Raw genomic sequence first — 16,513 nt, forward strand, 5'->3', positions numbered from 1 at the left:
TAAAAACGTAGGAGAAGATTGATAGAAGGAAAATTTTTGAGATGTAATTTCGTGAGGCCAGTTTTGTATTCAACAGAAGTCATTAACACAATTATATGCAATCACTAAATTAGGGAATAGGCTTGCTAAACAGGAATTACCCTACGTTAGTTTGTCGAATACCTTCAAGCAGGGAGGAGGAGGGGGCGTCTTTGCAAAGGAATTATTCACCAGTACAGAGAGTTAACAAGTTTTATCTAATAAGCAGTAAACGCTGCAGTAGCACAAGATCTAATCAGTATTTTTAATGCCAGTCCGATTTTTACTCATTCGCATTTGATTAACCAAGAAATTAACAAATGTTGCTAGGAAAATACCAAGAACCACGCCACTAGTATTCGCGAGCATATCTAACCATTCGCCGTGGCGATTCATATAGGGCTGAACCAGTTCAATTACACCACTGTAACCGACAAGAACAGCAGCATAGATCTTCCAATGTTTTGGTTTTCTTAAAGCAATAGGGAACATCAAGGCTGCATAGGCAATAAAGTGATGCGTTTTGTCTGTGCCTGGCACACTCGGTAATTCTTGAACGGGTGAAAGAGATAAATAGGTAACGATCAGTCCCAATACAATGACTAAAATAGCCCAATAGCGGTTAATTATGTCGATGAATTTCATTTGGTTTGTTCTTAATCGTTGAGGTCATGAGTATGCTTTGAGGAAGATAATAAGCGAGAATCTAGCCGATGTTGTCAGAAACAACAACGGCGTTTAGTTGTGGTGGCTGTAGGATTACCTACGATTAAAATGAGGTCGCTCGCACAATGTCGTTCAATTTAGCTTGGAATTGTGCATCGCTTAGGTTGCTCAGTTCGAATAAGACTTCTGCGCCAGTGACGTCAAACTCGACGTGGTGGTCGTCTATGGCCTCGTCGTTATTGCGGAACATCAATAAGTGATGTGCGATTCTCGCGATATCAAGATAACTGACTAACTGGTCTTTGTTGCTGTATTCTTTATTGGTGGCCACTTCAATGAAGTCACTGTCAAAACCCCACTGTTTAAGTACCAATTGACTTGTCACCGCGCAGCGAGATTGGAAAATCTGCATGGCTAAATCGTAGTTTAGATAATTACCGCGATCCAAATACAAGTGATATTCGCTGACTAAACAGAAAAGGCCAATATCCGCCAATAGACCAGTAAGCAGTGCTTTTTCGGGTTCTAGATAATCAAAGTTACTTTCTGTATCAAGGGCTTTATATCGGTCGGTGATCATCACCATGGTCGCACCGAGTTTCCTGGAAATAGCGGCGCTGTCGATAAGAACGGTGTTGCACTCTTTTTTGAGATTTACAGAGTGCTTAAGTTGTTCGATGGCTTGTGCGGTCACGATGTCACGTACGCGATAAATCCCCAAGCGTGATACAGCGGTGTTGAGATCGGTACAGGTAATGTTTCTTCTGTTGAATACGACAGAGTTCGCAACACGGATTACTACGGCGGTAAGACCTGGATCTTGCAGCAGGCTATCGGAAATATCAGCGATACCTGTTGACTCCAACGTGCACAGTTTTTGAATCTTGAGTACAACTTCAGGGATCGGCGGTAAGCTGATTCGACCTGTATTGATAGACTGCTCTACCAGTTGAGCAAACTCAGTTTCAAGTCCTTTCAATAGAAGCTGATTGTTGTCCGGGAGCCAGTAAAAGGATAAGTGATTCATTGGGTTCTTTTATCAGTATTAACTTATTTAAGTTTAACTTCTCCTGTGGGTAATAAGCAACAAAATGCGTTGTGAAATAAGTGTAAGAAACCGTGTCTTTTCGACGATGGTTTTTGTTCTTTATAATTATATTTGCGTCAATTACTGTAGTTTCACTCAGGTTCTGTGATCTCGGGTGTGTTGAATTTGAGATTTATTACTTTCCGTGTGATCGGTATCCACACTTATTTCTCAAAGATAAGTATCATATTTGTAGGTGAATTGAGGTTCAAACTACGGTTCACTTTTGATTGCCTTTGGTAATCTTTTTAGCCGCATTTTTGGCTAACGCTCTAAAAGTCATTTAATGACGCTTGTGTTTTGATCGGGGGGTTAACACATAAGTACGGAGATCACGGAACATGAAGGAACAATTGTTCTATGCATACGCAAAAAAATTTGGTTCTTATCAAAAACGTTCAATGTTTGGAGGAATAGGGCTTTTCAAGGATGGAGCAATGTTTGCGCTTATCACAAATGAAATTATTTTTGTGCGCGGTGGTGGAAACCTTGACAGTAGACTTACTGAGCTCAAATGTGAAAAATACAAACACGTTAAAAAGCAAACAACAGCAACAGTAAATTATTATGATATTACTGAATTATTTGATAATGGCTATGATGAGCTAGATTCAATTGTTCAGGGGTCGATTAATTTTTCTAAGCAACAACGAGCATTTCAAAAGTCGAAAGATAGCAGAAGGCTACGTGATTTACCCAACATGCAATTGACCTTAGAACGTATGGTCAAAAAATCAGGGGTAGATGATGTGGGTACGTTCATGCGTATGGGGGCGGTGGATGTATTTCGCCAAGTAAGGCATACCTATGGAACGGACGTTGATATTCGTTTACTTTGGAAATTTGCTGGTGCTGTAAGAGGTTGTCACTGGAAGTTGATTGAAGAGCAACAACAGCAAGAATTACTTGAATCACTGTGATGATTTCATCTGTTCATTTGCCGGTATTCTGAATAGGTTTTTGAACAAACTGAAAACAATGTCCTATGGCTAGGTCATGGAATAAAAAAAAGGTTCACGAGAGTGAACCTTTTTTATGTCTATCTGACTCTGATACGAGTTATTGCTTGATTAGAACTTAAAGCGAGCGGTCATCATCATGTGATCACCGTAGAAGTCATTTAAAATACCTTCAATGCCCAAAGAGAACAGCTCTGTAGAGTGGAAGCGAGCGTAAACAGAACCTGTGAACTGTTCTTTATCTTTAATTGACATGTAACCGCCTTTACCACCTACTTCAAGCTGCGGCCCAAGCCATTGACGAACACCAAGGTTTAACTGCATGCCGGTTTCGATGCTCTGGTTTTTATCATCAACAGTACGCAGTAGCATTTCACCCGTAATGTCAGCCCAGTTATTTACTGGAGCGTGAAAACCAAAGCCAGCGGATGCGTCGAAATCACCCTTAAATTTTGAATCTAGCTTACCGATAACATGCGCATTAGGGTGAATCGACTTGCTAAAAGCGCCACCTAATGTCATTGGGCCAGCGCCAATGCGGGCTTCTGCGTAATCGTAATTAAAGTTGCTCATCACAACGGTATCTTTATCTGCGGCGATTACTGTAGACGATACCGCGATAAGTCCAATAGCTAAAAGAGTCTTGCGCATAATTTAGAAAAACCTATTATATTGTTGTTGAGACGTACTGGGTTTAGCAAGCAAACTCAAACATACCTGATGATCGTTAAACCATAGATACACGTCTTCTAATCCTTGATTCAATGGCATATATCATAAAGCATCTCGCCTAGGAATCATCATAAAAATGTGAATTCTTGTAACTATTCCCCAAACTGACTGCGTTTATCAGAGATAGCATTGAAGATCCGCTCAGTATTAAGGACTCTCCCCCAAGGCATAAGTTCAGGCTCATTCTCTATCATGTAGGTGGTCAGTTGCTCTGTAACGACGTTGACTAGGTCATCTCCTTGCCACGGTTTTGCGATGTAAAAATCTAAGCTAGCGTGGTTGATCGCTTCAACTGTTTCTTCAAGGCCTGCTTGCCCTGTAAGAAGTAATTTACGAGCGTGCTGTGTCGCGACCTTTTTTTCTAATTCAATCAGAAAGCTGATCCCGGTTTGTTCTGGCATGATGTGGTCACATAGGATCAATGCCAAAGGGATGCCTTCTTCGGCAAACTCGGTAATCACATCTTGTGCTTCAGCAACCGACTCAGCGGCTTCAACAACAAAAAACTCTTCAAAGGACGCTAGATCTTGAGTCACGCTATCAAGGACCTCACGCTCATCATCTACACATAAAATGAGATATTTTTTCATGACTCTATTCCTTATTTGGTTGTTGAACTGCCGCCATATCATCAATAAAATCAGGGTGACAGGTCGGTAAGTAGACGATCATTTGGGTAAACGACTTTGCGTCGGACTCGACGTCGATCCAGCCTCCGTGCTGGTGGACAATTTGTTGGCAAACTGAAAGCCCAATACCCAAGCCGAAATTTCCTTCGCGTTTGGTGGTGTAGTTTAACTCGAAGATGTGCTCCATAATGGCTTCAGGAATGCCATGGCCGTTATCTTTGACGGAGATCTCAGCGAAACTTTTACCGTCAATGTTTTTGATTCCGGTAGAAATAGTGAGTTCACCGTTTTCAGGAAAAGCATCGATGGCGTTAGAAATCAAATTGGTCCAAACTTGTTGTAAAGAAATAGGTTGGCATAGTACTTCAGGAATGCGCTGGTAATTCTTGGTGACTTTGAATCTTTTCAATTTGTTTTCAAAGATAACCAGAGTGTCTTCTAACCCCTCATGCAAATCAACAAAATGCAATTTTTCGTCATCCTGCCTTGCATAGCCTTTTAGGCCTTTAACCATGTCGGCAATACGTTTGGCACAGACATTTATCGAACGTAGTGTGCTGCCGGTAACGTGATAATCTTCGAGTTGTTTGATGTCAGCGGGAAGGTCTTGGCTTTGTTTGAGCAACCGAGCAAGGTCGTCAGTATTTTGGTGTAAATTAAACTGCACTAGCTTTTTAGCTAACTGCCGGTCTCCCAATTGTGCAGCGAGTTGTTTTGATTCTCGCCTTACTTCAGCGGTAGACATAGGGCGAGAGCCCAGAGCATCTTGCAAAATCTGTTTGCCAATACCAGAGGCAAGGCCTTGTGTGGAATTCACGGTTAAGCTGGCAATTTTGTCGGTCAGCGTCTCTGCTCCGCGTAAAATCGCCGCAATTGGGTTATTGAGTTCATGGGCAACACCGGCAACCAATTGGCCTAATACCGCCATTTTTTCGCGCTCAATCAGTTGTTGGTGCGCGGTCTCTAAAGACTCCAGAGTTTTCTGCAATTCTAGTTTGGTATTGATACTGCGTTGTAACCGTCGATTAAAGTGCCTGAGCAGTAAATTCGTAAACAGTGGCAGTAGGTCTGTGTTGGAATGCATGACCTGAGAAAATACATCTCTATCTAGTTTAATAACTTCGGTTTGGGTGAGCGTAACAGCGGTAGAGAAAGAGTGTTCACCGGAAACGAAAGACATGCCGCCAATGATGTTGCCTTTTGTATGGCGAACTACCTCCCGCTGCACCCCTAATTCGTCTTTCTTGTACAGTGCGACTTCACCTTGGGTGATAAACCAGAGAAAGCGGTTTGGCTCGCCCTCTCTGGTTAATAAATGATCTGCCGAATAGCTTCTGATTGCTCGGGTTTCATCTTTGGTCGTAAAAAATTCGTGGAGTGAACCGATAACTTGTTCTGCGAGTTGAGTGTCAGAAAGGTCGTGAAAATCATGGATAAACCCAGCACGATAAGAGCGCATTCTGTTATCTATATGGGCACGTAGAATTCGGTTTTGATCCAGTAAATGGCTGTAGGCGAGCCAGTCCTCGTTGTCTTTTTCTAGTATGAAAGTCGTGAGTTCTTTGATGGCTGATTTGTGCACAGTACCAGACGGAAAAGGCTTGGTTATACAATGATCGAGCCGGCCCTCGTTAACGGCGGCTAAGATTGATTCGATATCTTGGCCGTCGCTGAGCAATATTTTCCGAGCACTCCGAGTGGAGGGGCGTTTATCCAGTTGCACTAAAAACTCAGAGCCTTGAATTGCCTCACTATCGCAGGTGATGACCAATGCCACAATTTGGTTTGCTTGTTCGATAAACTCTAAATTGCTTTCTGCTTCTGCTACTGAATCTGCTCCATAGATATCGAACCGGTGAGAAAAAGCAGACAGCTCATTTCTAAGCTGCTCAATGCTGTGTAAGTCATTGTCTATAAATAGTAAGGCGTATTGGTTCACGGCAATCACTTTTGGTTTTTTATCAATGTAACAAGAAAAATTGCTACGAGATGAGAGCTAGCTAAAGTTATTCATCACCTAGCTAAAATTTGATTCAAAAGGCTGATTTAACGCAAACTTTGTCAGTAATAAGTAAAACTGCACATTTTTTGCGTGGCTTCATGTGAATGCCTTTGAAAGATAAACGGTGCCTATGTACACTGATTTCTTTTTCCGTTATTGAGTAATAAATGCAGCAATTAAGAAAATACGGTGCCATAGGTGGCGCAATTGTTATCGCAGCCATTTGGCCATTGGCAGTAGGGCAAATCGCCGAGAAAGTCATGACGGATGGAATTGCGCAACTTAGTAACAGTAAAATGAGCGCCGAAGTCATCGAATACGATCGTAGCTACTTTTCGGCTCACGCGACAACGCGTTTTGTTATTACTGACGAAAATCTAAAAACGCAGCTGGAACGAGATGGCATCCCAACAGAGTTAACGTTAACTCATCAAATTACTCATGGTTTGTTATCTATCGATGCCCAAAGCGATACGTTAGATAATCCGATCTTTACGTTTAGCTTAAATACCAATACTAAGCTTAATGGCAATACAACGTTTGCTTTGAACGGTAGCCCAATTGAATTTAAAGACCAAAATGGTGGCCAGCTAACCATTGATGGTTACACGGGGGAGGGGTCTATTGCACTTGATGGCGAGTCGTCGGTGCGTTTTGAAGTGCCAAATTCTGATGTGATTTTTGCTAATGGTGAATCACTTCTCGTGGAAAAATTGGTACTAGAGGGCGAGGGGCAAAAAGGGCTGGGGATTTGGCTTGGTAATCAGAATATCCAAATTAACGGCCTGTCACTTGACACAAATGACCCACGAAATTCATTTTCTGCAAAACAGATCAGTTATACGGTGAACGCCTATCAAAATGAAGCGGGCGATAGCTTAACCAATACCCAAAAAATTCAGCTTGAGAATGTAACACTGCCGGATGTCACCTTTAATCAAATTGATGTGGATTTTGCTATCCAAGGGCTTAATAGCTCAGCTTTTGAAGGTTTGATGGCGCTATATCAACAAAACCAGGTATTGAATGAGCAGGAAATTGAACAAGCGATACCGCTGCTGGATTCATTAGTAGAGTCAGGTGTTCGTGTTGAATTAAACAATCTTTCTGTAGCATCGACCAACGGCGATATGCAGATGAATTGGCATTTGGCCATTCCGAAAGGCTTAGCAAATGTTTCTCAAAATCCAACCTTGATTATTAATCAGCTTACCGGTGAATTGAGTTCGTCTACATCAACGGATCTGGCTAACACATATCCCGTTGTCCAAGAGGGTATCGATGAGATGATGATTATGGAATTTGCAGATGAGTCTGCCGATGGGTATGCAGTAAAAGCCAAATTAGAGAATGGTATTGTGACTTTTGATACGGGCAAACAAATGTCGTTAATGGCCTTGTTTATGCCCTTGATGGTCAACGGGCAATAACCAGATATCTAATAGAAATAGGCATTAGCAAATAAAGAGAGGTCAAATGACCTCTTTTTCGCTTTTGTCGTTGCGCAAAAAATGGTATTACTCTGGTATAGATCTTAGAAACCAACGCAGGAGCATACGCTATCATGGAACCTATTTATAATTTTAGTGCTGGCCCAGCTGGCTTGCCAAAGCCAGTGATGAAACAAGCCCAAGGAGAATTGATCGATTGGAATGGCTTAGGTACTTCGGTGATGGAAATCAGCCATCGAAGCAAGGAATTTATCGAGGTTGCAAATCAAGCGGAGCAAGATCTACGCGACTTACTTGATGTGCCAAGCAATTATAAAGTGTTATTTTGTCAAGGCGGTGCTCGCGCTCAGTTTGCTGCTGTTCCTTTGAATTTATTGGGTGATAACAGCAGTGCTGACTATGTCGATGCTGGTTACTGGGCGGAAAGTGCCGTAGCGGAAGCTGTAAAATATTGCACGCCAAATGTTATTAATGCACGCACCGAAAAAGACGGTAAAACGGCTGTTGTTCCAGCAAATCAGTGGGAAATTAATGAAAATGCCGCTTATGTACATTTTTGCCCGAACGAAACCATAGATGGTATAGAGATAAACGATTTACCCGTCACGGACAAACCTATTGTTGCTGACATGTCGTCTACCATTCTATCTCGCAAAATTGATGTGTCGAAATACGGTGTGATTTATGCTGGCGCACAGAAGAATATTGGCCCTGCTGGTATCGCGATTGTTATCGTACGAGACGACCTGCTAGAACTGGCGAATCAAGCGTTACCTAGTATTTTGAGCTACAAGGTTCAGGCTGAAAAAGACTCCATGTTTAATACACCGCCGACCTTTGCATGGTATTTGTCTGGTTTGGTATTTAAGTGGCTTAAAGAGCAAGGTGGCGTAGAGGCGATTGAAGCAGTAAATAAGGCGAAAGCAGATTTATTGTACGGTTTCATAGACGCCTCACCGTTCTACCGTAACAACGTTCATCCTGATAACCGTTCACGTATGAATGTTCCTTTTCAACTCGTGAAGCCAGAGCTAGATGCGACTTTCTTAGAGTTAGCTGAAGCGAAAGGCTTAGTGTCATTGAAAGGCCACCGAGCAGTGGGCGGCATGCGAGCTTCTATCTATAACGCGTTGCCACTAGAAGGGGTTGAAGCTTTGGTAGAGTTCATGAAAGAATTTGAACAAGCGAACGCTTAGTTTCTAAAATGCTAAATGTTGAGTCCGAGTGTTAATACACGCGGACTTTTTTATGGGCGCTATAAATTTGTTTTAGAAAACAAAAAAGCCGCTCAGTAAAATGAGCGGCTTGATAGCTTCGTGTTTGGTTAAATTACGAGGTTAGTACTCGTATTTACTCTCACGTTCGGCGGCTTCTTTTTCCCATTGTGGAACAACGGTTTTCAAGAAGGTATCTTTGTCAGACTTCATCTTGTCCATAGGCATGCCCAGTGCTTTTTGAGCAGCAGCTTTGGTCGAGATATCTGGAATTTCAATCGGCTCTAGAATGCCTTTCTTCGCAAGTAAACGTACAAGCTTAGTACGAGCATCAGCAGCACGGTCAACAGCTGTACCTAGAATCTCTAGTGCTACTTCAGGTGCGTGCATGTGAACACCATGAGACGCGATTGCGTAATCCCAACGCCATTGTGCATGACGGATATCAAGTAAGATATCTTGCATTTCTTCTTCGGTTGCGCCAGCATCCCAAGCGGCACCAGCCTCAAAGTGAGCCGCAACAATTTGTTTTTCAGCCGTCAACTTCATATTGGTGACTTGTTGTTTACGAGTCCCGACAATTTCGATCATCGTTTCTTTGCTTTGAGTATGACAGTTCGCACACGTGTCTTCGAAACGGTCTAGTGGGTTACCGATCTTGTGATCAGTATAAACCGTACCGTCTTCTTTAGTTACTTTAGGCATATGACAGTCAGCACAAACGACGTTGTTCTTACCATGGATGCCGTCACGCCAAGTTTCGTACCCTGGGTGTTGGGCTTTTAGCATTGGCGCTTTAGATACTTTATGCGTCCAGTCTTTAAAGTTAAGTGCATCGTAGTAGGTTTCCATTTCGCCCACTTTTGTGCCGTTATCCCAAGGGAATTTAACCCCTTTAGTTGGCCCAGTGAAATAGTACTCAACATGACATTGTGCACACACGGACGCTTGCTGATCTAAGCGAGATTGGTCGTCAAATTTCTTGCCAATCGCTTCAAATGCGCGTTCTACGTATGGACGAGTAATGGTTAGCGCAGGCTCGCCATTTTTAAACTCTTCGCTTTTGGTATCGTGACAATCGGCACATCCAATAGGGTTGATAATTTCTGCGCCTAATCGAGCCCACTTGCCCTCAAAGTAGCCATCTTCACCACGCTCTTCTATTGTCCGAGCGACATCAGGGCTCTTACAGCTCCAACACGCCATAGGCATAGGCCCTGAATTGGCATCGGTTGGTGCGCCAGTACGAAGGGTTTGTCTTACGTCATCGACAGCATAGAAATGACCACGAGCTTTGTTATAGTCTTTAGCAAAGCCGTAACCTGCCCACATGATAACCATGTTAGGATCGCTCGCTAGGGCGTCATCTAACGCTTTACTTTCAGAGGTTGCTTTCCAAGAGTTGTATTGATCGGGATGGTTCTCTTCGTAAGTTTGGTTACGAGGATCACCGATTTCATTTGCTTCTGGTGCAGCGAGGCAGCCCATACTAAATAAGTAGCTTGAGCCAAACAATAACGCTGCAGCCGAATTCCGTATCCAGTGCTTTTTCACAGTTGCTTCTCCGTAAATTTGTTTTTATTACCTAGCGTTGCATTTCAAGGTAGCCAAAATAAAAATTGGAGAACTTTTAATATGGTAGACGATATATATTCTCACGCTAAGTTCATTTATTTGCTAAATTGTTTTAGATCAATTATCCATAGTGATCCATGCCACGTTATCCATTTTATACCCCTAAAGGGGTAGGTGGGGTTGCGGCGTAGTTTATATTTATAAAATAGCTAACTTCTTTTATTACTAGTGACTTAGGTATTTTAATTAGTGAATTGGCTCACTATTTTGTCTGAATTTTGTGCAGTCATATTTAGTTACAGATATAATAAGCTCAGATAGCGTTGCGGCTCATCCGAAATAAGAATTGATTTCATTTAAGAGTTATTATCATTTAATTCTTAGGGTCACTTTTTGTTTGCCAAAATATAGTTTTGGTTTAAGGAAAGGAAAAACATGGGCAATATTAAATTGACCATAGCCATGATGCTAAAATATCTTCTAGTATTATGTCTCTATGGGTTTTCATTCAATGTTGCTGCCGATACTTCTGAAACTGCGGTTCAAGAAGTTGACACAGCGCGACACAAAGTGTCGTTGATTCGAGATCCAGATTACAAGTGTACGCAATGTCACAAGGATGCGAAGCAAACATTATTCGGTTCTCACGGGGAAGACGCGCAAGCGATCATCGGCCGTGAGGTAAATTGTACTGAGTGTCATAGTAGTATTTCTCCAGATCACCGTGATGGTGCACCTGAAGTCATCAAATACTCTGCCGCACAATCAAAGTCTGGCACAGAGAAACAACTCCTTAGTCACAGTCAAATTTTATCTGCTAATAGCCAATGTACCGATTGTCATCAACCGAAAGATCTACAGGAAGACAGCTGGACACACGATGTCCATGCAACTAACTTGACGTGTTCAAATTGTCATGTGGTTCATGGTGAAAAACAGGGTGTGCTTAGCTTAGAGCGCAAAGACAAGATTAAACTGTGTGTTGATTGTCATTCCGATGTTACTCAGTTAAAAATGAAGAAACCGGAGGATGATTAATATGAGTTGTTCTAGACGAAATTTCATCACAGGCGCTGGCGCGGTTATCGTGACTACAGGAGTAGCAGGAACGGCGGTTATTGGCAGCAGCAAGTCATTGGCCTATTCAATGGAAGATGGCAAAAAACGTTACGGTATGGTCTACGACGAAACAGCCTGTATTGGCTGTACTGCTTGTATGGATGCCTGCCGTGAAGTTAACAATGTACCTGAAGGCGTATCACGACTAGAAATTACACGAGGCGAACCGAAAGGAGAGCAGCCGAATGTAGATTATCAATTTGATCGTGTTTCTTGCCAACATTGTGAAAATGCACCTTGTGTTTATGTGTGTCCTACTGGGGCTGCCTATAAAGACGAAGCAACCGGAATTGTAGACGTTCATAACGATAAATGTGTCGGCTGTGGATACTGCTTAGCGGCTTGCCCATATCAAGTTCGTTTCTTTAATCCTGAAACCAAATCAGCGGATAAATGTAACTTCTGTCGAGACACCAATCTAGCCGCTGGAAAACTGCCTGCGTGTGTTGAGTCGTGCCCGACCAAAGCGCTGACATTTGGCGATCTCAATGATCCGAAAAGTGAGATTAACAAGGTTATTGCAAATAACCCCGTATACCGCGACAAATCCCATTTAGGAACGAAACCGCAGCTATACAAAGTCGCACATGAAAAAGGAGAGGTGAAGTCATGAGTACTTGGCAAGCTGCATTTCAATTCGACTCACTGGTCTGGGACTGGATCATCGCTGTATACCTGTTTTTAGCTGGTATGTCGGCGGGGGCGGTCATGATTGCAATCTACTTAAAACGAAATGTAATCGAAGGTAATCCGGCTGAAAATGGCATCATGAAAGCAATGGCGTGGGTAGCCCCATTCGGCATTGTGGCTGGTCTGCTTATTTTGGTGTTCCACTTAACCAAACCGTTGTCTTTCTGGAAAATTATGATCTATTACAATCCGTCGTCGGTGATGTCGATGGGGGTTATCTTATTCCAGTTATATCTCGCGGTGTTGTTTGTTTGGATAGGGATCATTTTCAGAGAAACGATCGTTAACTTCCTTAAAGGGCGATTTGCTTTTGTGGATGGTTTACTAAAATCATTCGGACGGTTTGAAAACGTAATAGAAATCTCGTTAGGCGTTATGGCTGTGATACTCGCAGCATACACTGGGTTCTTATTGTCGGCGTTAAAAACGTATCCAATGCTAAATAATCCAGTGCTGCCATTGTTATTCTTGTTTTCAAGCCTTTCTTCTGGTGCGGCGGCAAGTTTACTGTTTGGGGTTGTGGGTTTCAAAGAAAGCCCGACCAGTCCGAGTGTTCGCTGGGTACATAATTTTGAACGTCCAGTCGTCATATTCGAGCTGTTTGTATTGGTCACTTTCTTTACTGGCTTAATCTTCAGTGGTGGGCAAAGCGAAGCTTCTGCTTGGTTTGCGCTGACTGGCGATTTTTGGTCATCGTGGTTCTGGTGGGGGGTTGTTTTATTCGGTATGTTAGTACCACTTGGGTTAAATGCATTTTCTCCGAAAGCGCTGCGTCACAGTCCGCTATTTATTGTGGTTGTAACTAGCTTAAGTCTGCTTGGTGTATTGATGTTAAGAACCTTTGTACTCTATGCTGGACAAATGACCGTCGTGTAAGCATGAATACCTTGCTACTTTTCAAAGGGTAGCAAGGTAAATTAAGGAACTTATGGTAGCAAGCGTTGGCGTTTTTGCACTCGCAGTATGTGTGATAAGCGCGTTAATGGTCGTTGTTGTTGGATTAACTACTTTCACATCTCGGCTACGTTGTAATCTGCACGTTGATGTCCCTGTGCATCTCGCATTCTTCTCGAGCCTAATCGCCATTTTGTTATTGGGTTACGCTTTCGTATCTAATGACTTTTCTCTCACGTATGTTTCCTCACATTCCAACACACAATTGCCGATTTTCTTTCAGATTGCGGCTGTATGGGGTGGGCATGAAGGATCGCTGTTGTTTTGGTTAGTGACTTTATCGAGCTGGAACAGTGTCATCGCGCTACAAAGAAATCGCATTCCCAATGATTATAGAATTCGAGTTTTGATGATCATGGGCGCAATTATTACTACCTTTGCGCTGTTCATTCTCTTTGCGTCTAATCCATTTGCAACGAATGCGGTACTGCCCGTTGAGGGGCGGGATCTAAATCCTATGTTGCAAGATATCGGGTTAGTTCTTCACCCTCCGTTGTTGTATATCGGGTACGTGGGCTTCGCTGCCACGTTTGCATTTGCGTTTGCTGCCCTGCTAATGCCTCAAATTCCAGAGTATTGGTTCAAGCTATGCCGTGCTTGGAATGCGGTGGCTTGGGTATTTTTAACCTTAGGTATAGTGCTTGGCTCATGGTGGGCTTACAAGGAGTTAGGTTGGGGAGGCTGGTGGTTTTGGGACCCGGTAGAAAATGCCTCTTTATTACCTTGGCTGACGTCCACGGCATTGATGCACAGCTTGCAAGTAAGCCATGCTAAACAACAACTTAAAGGGTGGAGCTTTTCATTGGCCATCATTACTTTTTGTCTGAGCTTACTGGGTACTTTTGTGGTGCGTTCCGGGGTGCTCACGTCTGTTCATGCGTTCGCTGTTGACCCAACGAAAGGTTTATTGCTGCTCGCTATCTTGGCCATCTTATTATTTGGTGCGTTAACGGCTTTAATTCTACGCAGCGAAGAGATTGTCAGTAAAAGTATTACGGCCTTTTTTTCTAAGGGGGGCGTTATTTTGCTCGTTTGTGGCATCTTAACGGTCGCGACCCTAGTTGTGTGGCTCGGTACTTTTTATCCAATGGTTTATCAGTTGCTTGGACTAGGAAACATTTCGGTAGGCGCCCCGTATTTCAATCAGATGATATTACCGCTGACATTCATTGGATTGTTACTCATGCTGGTGCCGGGAATCAAATCTGTACCAAGTGTTGCTATCAAGAGCACAATTTTAATTGTAGCGGCGTTACTCGTTGCATTATTGATATTTATCTATCCACTGTCTTTGTCGCCATTGCTCATTTTTGGCTCGTATCTGTGCATGGTGGTAGTCATTATTCACGCGTTACCGGCTAAGGTGACTGGATTATTCGGCTCAATCGCGATGAGGATTGCTCACATTGGTTTGGCCATTGCGATTTTTGGCGCATTAGGTAACGCACAACTTTCTTATGAAGTCAGTGATAAAATGTATCAAGGCAGTAAAGTGGAGTTTAGAGGTAGCCACATCACGTTTGATGATCGTACGCTCTTTATTGGGCCAAACTACACCTCTGAGCAAGTGCATTTTGTACTATCTCGAGACGACCGTGTTCAGGCTAGGTTGCTCCCAGAGAAACGCCACTACCAAGTTAGAAACATGTTGATGAGTGAGCCTGCCATCTATTCAGACTGGCTGGGCGACGTTTACTTAACACTGGGTGAAAAGCTCGACAATCAAAGCTATGCGGTGCGTATTCAATATAAAGCTTTCATTCGTTGGATTTGGTTTGGCGGGTTGTTAAGTGCTTTTGCCGTGTCTCTTGCTCTTATCCCTAATAAAGTATTCAAAACAGAGAAACGTTATGTCGAAAAAAGTAAAGCTCAGTAGTCTATTCGTTGTACTGGGTGGATTCATCGCTTTGTTGTTGTTTGGGCTGGTTTCCGAGCCCGATAAGTCTAATCAGGCCTTGATGGAACAAGCTTTTCCCACGTTCACGTTACCCCTATTAGAGTCGGCTGAGATCAACGCGACTGAACAGGTATTCAAAGACAGCAAATGGACGCTGGTAAACGTGTGGGCGTCATGGTGCGTGGTTTGTGCAAAAGAACACGATTTCTTGAAACAGTTAGATGATCGTGGTTACTTTATTTTAGGGCTCAATTATCGCGACGATATTGCAAGTGCGGCTCAATACTTGCAAACTCATGGCAATCCTTATGAAGTCACCTTGTTTGATCGTGATGCAGATTTAGCATTAAGATTGGGAGTGATAGGCACCCCTGAAACTATCTTGGTTGATCAATTCGGAATGGTAAGGCAGCGGCATCTTGGCGAGTTAACTGCGATGGTTTGGCAGAATAAATTTATGCCGATAATGGGAGCTCGCTAATATGACAGCTCGCAACTGTTATGTGTTCATCCTATCCTGTTTGTTGAGTGTTTATTCAGTGACGGCAATGGCGGAAGTCGCCTTGTTTTCAAAGGCTGAAACAGAAAAAATATCGAAAGTAGAGTTGTTTAAATTCGATACGCCGGAACAGCAAAAGCGAGCAATTGCATTGGCTAAAGAACTGCGTTGCCCACAATGTCAGAATCAGAACCTGGTCGAATCAAACTCACCCATTGCCCAGGATCTGCGGTTAAAAGTTTATCAAAAAGTTCAGCAAGGCCAGAGCGACGAAGAAATCAAAGCGGGAATGGTAAAGCAATTTGGAGAGTTCGTTTTATACCGTCCAGAGATTGGCAAGTCGACATTTATGTTATGGCTAATTCCACTGCTGGCGTTTGCATCATTCATTTATTACGTATTTAGCTCAGTGCGTGCAAAAAAAGTGTGATGTGTCTCCATGTTAGAGTTCTAATTGCACAATAAAAAACGAATAAATGCTATGATCTTCGCAATGTAATGCCATCTAGTTCATTAATTGAGCTATAAACGGACGTAAGGTGTAGGCAGTGGAACCGGTAGTTACGCAGTTAAAAAAGGATTTTCAAGCTCGTATCTGGGCGATGCCTGCAAATAATGGGGCGAATTCAACGTTGTCTATCCTGACGAAAGAAGAACTAAATGAACTAGAAAATATCTGGGTTCAACTGGTTATGTGGCAAAAAGAGCAAGCATGAAGCTGCTCATCGACGTCTCGTTCTTCCCCATTGAATGTCGTCACCTCTCTATACCTGCTGAATGACTCGACGAGGTAGGTATTGTTAGGTTATCGACAACTTAGCATTCGTAACTTCTTAGCTATTCGCAACCTAGCTATCTGTAATTAGACACCAGTAACTTAGTCGTCAGTAACCCTGCACCTTTATGTGTGGGGTTTTTTATTGTCTAAAGGATGCCCACAAAGGGTTAAGCTGTTAATGGTAAGTACAGAATGTGCACTGGAATGACTAATTGTTATAATATAACAATAATGGTATAAATA

Annotated in this window: 16 protein-coding genes; 10 read left to right on the forward strand and 6 right to left on the reverse strand. The window is 42.8% G+C overall.

Annotated elements, in window-relative coordinates:
• Positions 1 to 270: 270 nt before the first annotated feature.
• Both QWZ04_RS05930 and QWZ04_RS05935 read right to left on the reverse strand, forming a co-directional pair.
• Complete coding sequence (locus tag QWZ04_RS05930; protein ID WP_290325943.1) at positions 271 to 663, reverse strand: VanZ family protein; 393 nt, start codon at positions 661 to 663, stop codon at positions 271 to 273.
• Between the two features lie 124 nt (positions 664 to 787).
• Positions 788 to 1,711, reverse strand: coding sequence for an HDOD domain-containing protein (locus QWZ04_RS05935; RefSeq protein ID WP_290325946.1), 924 nt, complete (start codon positions 1,709 to 1,711; stop codon positions 788 to 790).
• 401 nt (positions 1,712 to 2,112) lie between these two features.
• Between QWZ04_RS05935 and QWZ04_RS05940 the strand changes: the two genes are divergently transcribed.
• Positions 2,113 to 2,691: a TfoX/Sxy family DNA transformation protein gene (locus QWZ04_RS05940; RefSeq protein WP_290325947.1), complete on the forward strand. Its 579-nt coding sequence runs from the start codon at positions 2,113 to 2,115 to the stop codon at positions 2,689 to 2,691.
• 150 nt (positions 2,692 to 2,841) lie between these two features.
• Here QWZ04_RS05940 and QWZ04_RS05945 read toward each other — a convergent pair whose 3' ends face one another.
• The 3 genes from QWZ04_RS05945 to QWZ04_RS05955 form a co-directional block, all read right to left on the reverse strand.
• On the reverse strand, positions 2,842 to 3,381 hold the full coding sequence (locus tag QWZ04_RS05945) for a hypothetical protein (protein WP_290325949.1): 540 nt from the start codon (positions 3,379 to 3,381) through the stop codon (positions 2,842 to 2,844).
• A gap of 173 nt (positions 3,382 to 3,554) precedes the next feature.
• Positions 3,555 to 4,052: a response regulator gene (locus tag QWZ04_RS05950; RefSeq protein WP_290325951.1), complete on the reverse strand. Its 498-nt coding sequence runs from the start codon at positions 4,050 to 4,052 to the stop codon at positions 3,555 to 3,557.
• Between the two features lie 4 nt (positions 4,053 to 4,056).
• Positions 4,057 to 6,030: an ATP-binding protein gene (locus QWZ04_RS05955; RefSeq protein WP_290325953.1), complete on the reverse strand. Its 1,974-nt coding sequence runs from the start codon at positions 6,028 to 6,030 to the stop codon at positions 4,057 to 4,059.
• A gap of 230 nt (positions 6,031 to 6,260) precedes the next feature.
• Here QWZ04_RS05955 and QWZ04_RS05960 point away from each other — a divergent pair, with 230 nt between their 5' ends.
• Together QWZ04_RS05960 and serC are read left to right on the forward strand one after the other, a co-directional pair.
• Positions 6,261 to 7,523, forward strand: coding sequence for a DUF945 family protein (locus QWZ04_RS05960; RefSeq protein ID WP_290325955.1), 1,263 nt, complete (start codon positions 6,261 to 6,263; stop codon positions 7,521 to 7,523).
• Positions 7,524 to 7,657: 134 nt separating this feature from the next.
• The gene (gene serC / locus QWZ04_RS05965) at positions 7,658 to 8,740 is read left to right on the forward strand and encodes a 3-phosphoserine/phosphohydroxythreonine transaminase (protein WP_290325957.1); all 1,083 of its coding nucleotides are present in this window, start codon (positions 7,658 to 7,660) and stop codon (positions 8,738 to 8,740) included.
• A gap of 141 nt (positions 8,741 to 8,881) precedes the next feature.
• Here serC and nrfA read toward each other — a convergent pair whose 3' ends face one another.
• Complete coding sequence (nrfA, locus tag QWZ04_RS05970; RefSeq protein WP_290325959.1) at positions 8,882 to 10,312, reverse strand: ammonia-forming nitrite reductase cytochrome c552 subunit; 1,431 nt, start codon at positions 10,310 to 10,312, stop codon at positions 8,882 to 8,884.
• Between the two features lie 456 nt (positions 10,313 to 10,768).
• Between nrfA and nrfB the strand changes: the two genes are divergently transcribed.
• From nrfB to QWZ04_RS06005, 7 genes are all read left to right on the forward strand, one after another.
• Positions 10,769 to 11,371 carry a cytochrome c nitrite reductase pentaheme subunit gene (gene nrfB / locus QWZ04_RS05975; protein WP_290325961.1) on the forward strand — a complete coding sequence of 201 codons (603 nt, stop codon included), beginning with the start codon at positions 10,769 to 10,771 and terminating at the stop codon, positions 11,369 to 11,371.
• 1 nt (position 11,372) lies between these two features.
• The gene (gene nrfC, locus QWZ04_RS05980) at positions 11,373 to 12,065 is read left to right on the forward strand and encodes a cytochrome c nitrite reductase Fe-S protein (protein ID WP_290325964.1); all 693 of its coding nucleotides are present in this window, start codon (positions 11,373 to 11,375) and stop codon (positions 12,063 to 12,065) included.
• Positions 12,062 to 13,018, forward strand: coding sequence for a cytochrome c nitrite reductase subunit NrfD (gene nrfD, locus QWZ04_RS05985; RefSeq protein WP_290325966.1), 957 nt, complete (start codon positions 12,062 to 12,064; stop codon positions 13,016 to 13,018). The genes nrfC and nrfD overlap by 4 nt, the downstream gene beginning before the upstream one ends.
• 52 nt (positions 13,019 to 13,070) lie before the next feature.
• Positions 13,071 to 14,972: a heme lyase CcmF/NrfE family subunit gene (locus QWZ04_RS05990; protein ID WP_290325968.1), complete on the forward strand. Its 1,902-nt coding sequence runs from the start codon at positions 13,071 to 13,073 to the stop codon at positions 14,970 to 14,972.
• Entirely contained in the window at positions 14,947 to 15,474 is a 528-nt protein-coding gene (locus tag QWZ04_RS05995) for a DsbE family thiol:disulfide interchange protein (RefSeq protein WP_290325970.1), read from the forward strand. Before QWZ04_RS05990 ends, QWZ04_RS05995 begins: the two co-directional genes overlap by 26 nt.
• 1 nt (position 15,475) lies before the next feature.
• Positions 15,476 to 15,922 carry a cytochrome c-type biogenesis protein gene (locus QWZ04_RS06000; RefSeq protein ID WP_290325971.1) on the forward strand — a complete coding sequence of 149 codons (447 nt, stop codon included), beginning with the start codon at positions 15,476 to 15,478 and terminating at the stop codon, positions 15,920 to 15,922.
• Between the two features lie 118 nt (positions 15,923 to 16,040).
• Positions 16,041 to 16,208 carry a hypothetical protein gene (locus QWZ04_RS06005; protein ID WP_290325973.1) on the forward strand — a complete coding sequence of 56 codons (168 nt, stop codon included), beginning with the start codon at positions 16,041 to 16,043 and terminating at the stop codon, positions 16,206 to 16,208.
• Positions 16,209 to 16,513: the final 305 nt, after the last annotated feature.

Source organism: Vibrio tapetis subsp. quintayensis, assembly GCF_030409945.1.
GTDB classification, from domain to species: domain Bacteria; phylum Pseudomonadota; class Gammaproteobacteria; order Enterobacterales; family Vibrionaceae; genus Vibrio; species Vibrio quintayensis.